Below are 5049 nucleotides of genomic sequence, written 5' to 3' on the forward strand. Positions count from 1 at the left end.
ACCACCGTCTGTAGGAGCGAGGCTTGCCCGCGAACAGGGTCAACGCGGTCTCAACACTCCACCGCACTCACCGCCAACCCGCCCCGCGATGTCTCCTTATATTTGTCATGCATATCGGCACCGGTATCGCGCATGGTACGAATCACCCGATCCAGAGAAATGAAGTGCTGCCCATCGCCACGCAGCGCCATCTGCGCCGCGTTGATCGCCTTCACCGCGGCAATCGCGTTGCGCTCGATGCACGGCACTTGTACCAGCCCGCCCACCGGGTCGCAGGTCAGGCCGAGGTTGTGCTCCAGGCCGATTTCCGCCGCGTTGCACAATTGCTCAGGCGTCGCCCCGAGAATTTCCGCCAGGCCTGCCGCCGCCATGGCGCAGGCTGAACCTACTTCACCCTGGCAACCGACTTCGGCGCCGGAGATCGAAGCATTCTTCTTGCACAGAATCCCTACTGAAGCCGCACCAAGGAGGTAGTCGACGACATTGGCGTCGGTCACCTCATCGCTGAATTTCATAAAGTAGTGCAACACCGCCGGGATGATCCCCGCCGCGCCATTGGTCGGCGCCGTAACCATGCGCCCGCCGGCGGCGTTTTCTTCGTTGACCGCGAGGGCGAACAGGTTGACCCACTCCATCGCACTCAAGGTCGAGCCGATCACGTTGGGTTTGTTCAGCTCCTGCAGGCTGCGGTGCAGCTTGGCCGCGCGACGACGCACGTTCAGGCCGCCAGGCAGGATGCCCTCATGCTTGAGGCCGTGATCGACGCAATCCTGCATGGCACGCCAGAGTTTCATCAGGCTGCTGCGGATTTCCTCTTCGCTGCGCCAGACCTTCTCGTTGGCCATCATCAATTCGGCCACGCGCAGGTTGTGCTTCTTGCACAGTTCCAGCAGCTCGGCGGCGCTGGAAAAATCGTAAGGCAATACGGTGCTGTCCATATCGACAACACCGCTGGACGCCTGGGCCTCATCGACGACAAAACCGCCGCCGACGGAATAGTAGGTGTCGCGATGCAGCTCGCCGTCATCGCCTTCGGCAACCAGGGTCATGGCGTTGGGGTGAAACGGCAGGTTCTCGTCGATCAGGCGCATGTCCCGCGCCCATATAAAAGGCACCTCAAGACGAGAGTCGAGCAGCAGCGTGTCGGTTTCGCGCAGCGTCGCGATGCGGATGCCGATTTGCGACGGATCGATCGCGTCCGGCCATTCGCCCATCAGGCCCATGATCACCGCGTTGTCGCTGCCGTGGCCGATGCCGGTGGCGGACAACGAACCGTAGAGCTGGACCTCGACGCGCCGCACCTGCTCCAGCAGCCCGCGTGCGCGCAGATCCTGCACGAACAGCGCGGCGGCGCGCATCGGTCCCACGGTGTGCGAACTGGAAGGCCCGATGCCGATTTTGAACAGGTCGAAAACACTGATAGCCATGACTGCCGAACTCCTGGATGAGCCTGATCCAGGCGCCAAAAGCGCCCGGTGGCGGAGCTGCTACGCTCAAGCTGCAATCCGCCGAGATGACCGCATCATCCGGTTTTTGTCGTGTCGCTCGACGTCTCGGACCGACGCACTCTTGTCCACGAACGCCGTGTGCGTTTTACGCCATGTTTTCGCTGTTTTTGGCGGTGCAGAACGGGAAAAGGGCCTGAAAAAATCTGTAAACGACGTCACCGACACTGGATGCGACCATCCCTGTACTGGTTACGACGCACCCTGTAGGCGTCAGATTTTCACTGGTACATGATCTAAATCGACTCGATTGCAAAGGCGCTGCGGTAGAGCTGTCACAAGAACGCCACCCAACCGCAACCTATAAGTGCGGTAGTCCAAGTCGGAACACTGCCAAAAAAAAAACACCAAGGAGTCCATTCATGAAAGGTTCCCAGTCGTTGTTGTTGGCCGCCATGCTTAGCCTGCCGGTTCTGGCCCAAGCCGCAGAACCGGCACAATGCAGTACCGTGAACTTCTCCGATGTCGGCTGGACCGACATCACCGCGACAACCGCCACCACCAGCGTCGTGCTCAACGCGCTGGGCTACAAGACCAAGACCACCATGATTTCCGTGCCGGTGACCTACAAGTCCCTGGCCGACGGCAAGAACATGGACGTTTTCCTCGGCAACTGGATGCCGACCATGGAAAACGACATCAAGGCCTACCGCGACGCCGGCACCGTGGACACCGTGCGCACCAACCTCAAGGGCGCCAAGTACACCCTGGCCGTTCCTCAAGCCCTCTACGACAAAGGGCTGCATGACTTCGCCGACATCGCCAAATTCAAGAAAGAACTCGACGGCAAGATCTACGGGATCGAGCCGGGCAACGACGGCAACCGCCTGATCCAGAGCATGATCGACAAGAACGCCTTTGGCCTCAAAGACGCCGGTTTCAAGGTCGTCGAATCCAGCGAAGCGGGGATGCTGTCCCAGGTCGACCGCGCACAGAAACGCGACACCGCCGTGGTCTTCCTCGGCTGGGCGCCGCATCCGATGAACAAGCGCTTCAAGATCCAGTACCTCACCGGTGGTGACGATTTCTTTGGCCCGGATTTCGGCGCCGCCACCGTGGCAACCAACACCCGCAAGGGCTATGCCGAGGAATGCAGCAACGTGGGCCAGCTGTTGAAAAACCTGGAGTTCACCGTCGACATGGAAAGCGAACTCATGGGCAACATCCTGGACGACAAGATGAAGCCTGACGCGGCCGCCAAGGCCTGGCTGAAAAAGAATCCACAGGTACTCGATACCTGGCTCGCTGGCGTGACCACCATTGACGGTAAACCTGGCCTGGACGCCGTGAAAGCCAAGCTCAACCAGTAATCGCTTATGCCGGACGGCTGCGGCCGTCCGGGCTGTTTATTTCCTTGCATGCGGACGTTCACTACCATGCTGATTGATCAGAAAATACCTCTAGGCCAGTACATCGCAGGCTTTGTTGAATGGTTGACGCAACACGGCGCCAACACCTTCGACGCAATTGCCGTGTCACTGGAAACGATGATCCACGGCGTGACGTTTGCGCTGACCTGGTTCAACCCGCTGGTCTTGATCGGCCTGATTGCCATACTGGCTCACTTCATCCAGCGCAAATGGGGCCTGACCGCCTTCGTCGTTGCCTCCTTTCTGCTGATCCTGAACCTTGGGTACTGGCAGGAAACCATGGAAACCCTGGCCCAGGTGTTGTTCGCCACCCTGGTTTGCGTGGTCATCGGCGTACCCTTGGGGATCGTCGCCGCGCACAAGCCGATGTTCTACACCATGATGCGTCCGGTGCTCGATCTGATGCAGACCGTACCGACCTTCGTGTACCTCATTCCTACCCTGACCCTCTTCGGGCTGGGTGTGGTCCCGGGCCTGATTTCGACTGTGGTGTTCGCGATCGCCGCGCCCATCCGTCTGACTTACCTGGGTATCCGCGACGTCCCTCAAGAACTGATGGACGCCGGCAAGGCCTTCGGCTGCTCGCGTCGCCAGCTGCTGACACGGATCGAACTGCCCCACGCCATGCCGAGCATCGCAGCCGGCATCACTCAATGCATCATGCTGTCGTTGTCGATGGTGGTGATCGCGGCACTGGTGGGCGCCGATGGACTCGGCAAACCGGTGGTCAACGCACTGAACACTGCTGATATCGCCCTGGGCTTCGAAGCGGGCCTGGCGATCGTACTGCTGGCGATCATGCTCGACCGAATCTGCAAACAACCCGACGCCAAAGTAGGGGGTGACGCATGAGCATAATTCGCTTCGATAACGTCGATGTTATCTTCACCAAGGATCCACGCGAGGCACTCAAGCTGCTGGATCAGGGCATGACCCGTAACGAGATCCTGAAAAAGACCGGGCAGATCGTGGGCGTGGAAAAGGCCAGCCTGGATGTCGAAAAAGGTGAAATCTGTGTACTGATGGGCCTGTCCGGTTCCGGCAAGTCCAGCCTGCTGCGCTGCATCAACGGCCTCAACACCGTCAGCCGCGGCAAGTTGTTCGTCGAGCACGAAGGCAAGCAGATCGACATTGCCTCCTGCACCGCCGCGGAACTGAAAATGATGCGCACCAAGCGCATCGCGATGGTGTTCCAGAAGTTCGCCCTGATGCCTTGGCTGACGGTGCGCGAGAACATCAGTTTCGGTCTGGAGATGCAGGGCCGTCCGGAGAAGGACCGCAAGAAACTGGTCGACGAAAAGCTCGAACTGGTGGGCCTGACCCAATGGCGCAACAAGAAGCCCGATGAACTGTCCGGCGGTATGCAACAGCGTGTGGGCCTGGCCCGTGCGCTGGCGATGGATGCCGACATTCTGCTGATGGACGAACCGTTCTCGGCACTCGACCCGCTGATCCGCCAGGGTCTGCAGGACGAACTGCTGGAACTGCAACGCAAGCTGAGCAAGACCATCGTGTTCGTGAGCCACGACCTCGACGAAGCCCTGAAGCTGGGCAGCCGTATCGCGATCATGAAAGACGGCCGGATCATTCAGTACAGCAAGGCCGAGGACATCGTCCTCAACCCGGCGGATGACTATGTGCGCACCTTCGTGGCCCACACCAACCCGCTGAACGTACTGTGCGGTCGCAGCCTGATGCGCACCCTGGACAACTGCAAGCGCATCAACGGTTCGGTGTGCCTGGATCCGGGCGGCGATTCCTGGCTCGATCTGGCCGAAGGCAACACCATCAAGGGTGCTCGTCAGAACGGTTCGGCACTGGACCTGCAGAACTGGGCTCCGGGGCAAGCCGTCGAGGGCCTGGGCCGTCGTCCGACCCTGGTGGATTCCAACATCGGCATGCGCGACGCGCTGCAGATCCGCTACCAGACCGGCAACAAACTGGTGCTGCACGACAACAACAAAGTCGTGGGCATCCTGGGCGACAGCGAGCTGTACCACGCACTGCTCGGCAAGAACCTGGGATAAGGCAACAGACACAAAAACGCCGCGAGAGATCGCGGCGTTTTTGTTTGTGGGATATCGGGAGATTCAGCTTTGCAGCTTATGGCCCCATCGCGGGCAAGCCCGCTCCCACAGGGATCTTTGGTGTTCACACAATCTATGTCCAACCAA

General features: G+C 59.8%; 4 protein-coding genes. 3 read left to right on the forward strand and 1 reads right to left on the reverse strand.

The annotated features are described in order from the left end of the window. Nucleotides 1–50 precede the first annotated feature (50 nt). On the reverse strand, nucleotides 51–1427 hold the full coding sequence (locus ACW9JE_RS28410) for an L-serine ammonia-lyase (RefSeq protein WP_224540826.1): 1377 nt from the start codon (nucleotides 1425–1427) through the stop codon (nucleotides 51–53). 440 nt (nucleotides 1428–1867) lie between these two features. Here ACW9JE_RS28410 and ACW9JE_RS28415 point away from each other — a divergent pair, with 440 nt between their 5' ends. The 3 genes from ACW9JE_RS28415 to choV all read left to right on the forward strand — a co-directional run bounded on the left by ACW9JE_RS28415 (nucleotide 1868) and on the right by choV (nucleotide 4902). Then, nucleotides 1868–2815, forward strand: a complete 948-nt coding sequence (locus ACW9JE_RS28415; protein WP_457434649.1) for a choline ABC transporter substrate-binding protein — start codon at nucleotides 1868–1870, stop codon at nucleotides 2813–2815. A gap of 66 nt (nucleotides 2816–2881) precedes the next feature. After that, a complete protein-coding gene (gene choW / locus ACW9JE_RS28420; RefSeq protein ID WP_224540821.1) occupies nucleotides 2882–3727 on the forward strand; it encodes a choline ABC transporter permease subunit in 846 nt (281 codons plus the stop codon). After that, nucleotides 3724–4902: a choline ABC transporter ATP-binding protein gene (gene choV / locus ACW9JE_RS28425; protein ID WP_224540819.1), complete on the forward strand. Its 1179-nt coding sequence runs from the start codon at nucleotides 3724–3726 to the stop codon at nucleotides 4900–4902. Before choW ends, choV begins: the two co-directional genes overlap by 4 nt. Nucleotides 4903–5049 lie beyond the last annotated feature (147 nt).

Source organism: Pseudomonas sp. SDO55104_S430 (assembly GCF_054070595.1).